Origin of the sequence: Mesorhizobium sp. M7A.F.Ca.CA.004.04.2.1 (genome assembly GCF_004022825.1) — a bacterium.
Classification (GTDB): domain Bacteria; phylum Pseudomonadota; class Alphaproteobacteria; order Rhizobiales; family Rhizobiaceae; genus Mesorhizobium.
On record NZ_RZPH01000943.1, the window covers coordinates 1 to 2,351 of the forward strand.

Here is a 2,351-nt window from a genome sequence, read left to right on the forward strand (position 1 = left end):
GGTCTGGCTCAAGCCCATCGCCTCGCTTGTCGCGCTGCTGCCGCTGGCTGAAAACGTCAGCACCCTGTCGGTTTCGATCGCGCTGGCGGCGCTGACCGTCTTTGCCCTTTCGCTGAGCGGGCGGCTGCGGCACAGCATCGCCCGTATTGCCGGGCAGATCGTGCTGTTCGGGCTGGCGGCGCCGTTCCGCTTCGCCAATGATTTCATCCGCTGGCGCAGGACGGCGCGGCGGTTCGGCCGGCGGCGCATCCGGCTGGCGGCGATCGCTGTCTGGGTGATGCCGCTGACGCTGGGCGCGGTCTTCCTGGCGCTGTTCGGCGCCGCCAATCCGGTGATCGACTACTGGCTGTCGCTGATCGACCTCGTGAGGCTGCTCGATCTTATCCAGCTGGCGCGGATTGCCTTCTGGCTGTTCGTGCTCGCTGCTGTCTGGGCTTTTCTGCGGCCGCGCCTGCCGCGCCCGGTTCGCCGCAACCGGCGCGCGGCGCCCGCCGTCAGCGCTCAAGCCGACAAAACCGTCACCACCATCGAAGATATCCTGTTCGGCAAGGCCGCCATCCTGCGCGCCCTGATCGTCTTCAACATCCTGTTTGCGCTGCAGACGGCGCTCGACGCCACCTATCTGTGGGGCGGGGCGGCCCTTCCCGACGGGCTGAGCTACGCGGCCTACGCGCATCGTGGCGCCTATCCCCTGATCGTCACGGCGCTGCTTGCCGCCGGCTTCGTGCTGGCAGCGCTGCGGCCAGGCAGCGAGACCTCGGCCGATCCGCTCATCCGCCGGCTGGTCTACGCCTGGGTGGCGCAAAACATCATGCTGGTGGTCTCGTCGATCCTGCGGCTCGACCTCTATATCGGCATCTATGCATTGACCTATTGGCGCGTCGCTGCCTTTGTCTGGATGGGGCTGGTGGCAGCAGGCCTTGCCCTGATCATCGCTCGCATCGCGCTTAGAAAATCCAACGAATGGCTGCTGTCCGCCAATCTTCTGACGTTATCTCTGACGCTTTATGCCGGCTGTTTCATCAATTTCGCAGCAACGATCGCCAACTACAATGTCGACCATTCCCTCGAAATGACCGGCCAGGGCATTCCCCTAGACGCCTGGTATCTTCACTCGCTCGGTCCAGGCGCGTTTCCCGCACTCGATCGCTTCCTCGAGCAACAGGGCAAGACGGCGGCGGCCGGCACTGTCCGCGAACTGGCTGGCGTGCGCGGCAGCGATGAAATCTGGTATCGAACTATCCAGCAGAACTGGCGGGCCTGGAGCTTTTGCGACTGGCGGCTGCTTCGATATCTCGACACCAAGGGGCCGTTCGTGATCCCCTCCGCTATCGAACCTTCCATGCCGGGCCGCTGATCCATGCCGCATCACATCCTCGTCGCCGACGATGACCCGCACATCCGCGAGGTGATCTGCTTTGCGCTGGAAAAGGCCGGCATGAAAACGACAGGCGTGGCCGACGGTGCCGCCGCCCTGCAGGCGATCGGCCGCCGGGCGCCGGATCTTGTCGTGCTCGACATCGGCATGCCGGAGATGGACGGGCTGGAGGTCTGCCGGCGACTGCGGCACACATCCGATGTGCCGGTGCTGTTCCTGTCCGCGCGCGACGAGGAGATCGATCGCATCCTTGGGCTCGAAATGGGCGGCGACGACTATGTGACGAAACCATTCAGCCCGCGCGAGTTGGTCGCCCGCGTCAACGTCATCCTGCGGCGCGCCCGCCCGGCGGCGGCCGAACCGGTCGACAACAGGCAGTTTTCGCATGGCAAACTGGCTCTGGCGCCGGCCAGTCACGCTGCCAGCTTCGACGGCAAGGCGCTTGCCCTGACGGGGATCGAATTCTCGATCCTGAAGGGATTCCTGGCGCGGCCCGCGCATGTGCTCGACCGCGACGCGGTGATGGCCAGCGCCTATGCCGCAAACATCCATGTCGCCGGCCGCACCGTCGACAGCCATATCCGCAACATCCGCGCCAAGCTGGCAGCAGTGGGTTGCCTGGATGCCATCGAGACCGTGCATGGCGTCGGCTTCCGGCTTGGCCGATGCGGCTGACGACTTCCGGCAAATGGATCGGCCGCAAGTGGCGGCCACGGCTTGCCACGGTCGTCGTCGCCATCCTGATCATGGTGATGGCCCTGCCATTGGTCGGCTTGTTCTTCTTCCGCCTCTACGAGAACCAGCTGATCCGCCAGACCGAAGCGGAGCTGATCGCGCAAGGGGCGGCCATCGCCGCCATCTATGCGCAGGATGTGCGCGACGCCGGCATTGCGGCGGACAAGCTCGGTGCGCCGATGCCGGGGCCAGGCGGGGATTCAAGCCGAAGCGTCAATCCGGGCCCGCTGTACAAGCC

The 2,351-nt window shown here is 65.5% G+C and carries 2 protein-coding genes and 1 pseudogene; all 3 read left to right on the forward strand.

Annotated features, from left to right (window positions below; all coding sequences use genetic code 11):
- A partial coding sequence (locus EN893_RS29535; RefSeq protein WP_164901216.1) for a DUF4173 domain-containing protein occupies positions 1–1,357 on the forward strand: 1,357 nt, incomplete at its 5' end.
- 3 nt (positions 1,358–1,360) lie between these two features.
- On the forward strand, positions 1,361–2,053 hold the full coding sequence (locus EN893_RS29540; RefSeq protein WP_127271328.1) for a response regulator transcription factor: 693 nt from the start codon (positions 1,361–1,363) through the stop codon (positions 2,051–2,053).
- Positions 2,044–2,351 (forward strand): annotated as a pseudogene (locus EN893_RS29545) (two-component sensor histidine kinase); the annotation flags it as partial. The gene EN893_RS29540 and the pseudogene EN893_RS29545, both read left to right, overlap by 10 nt.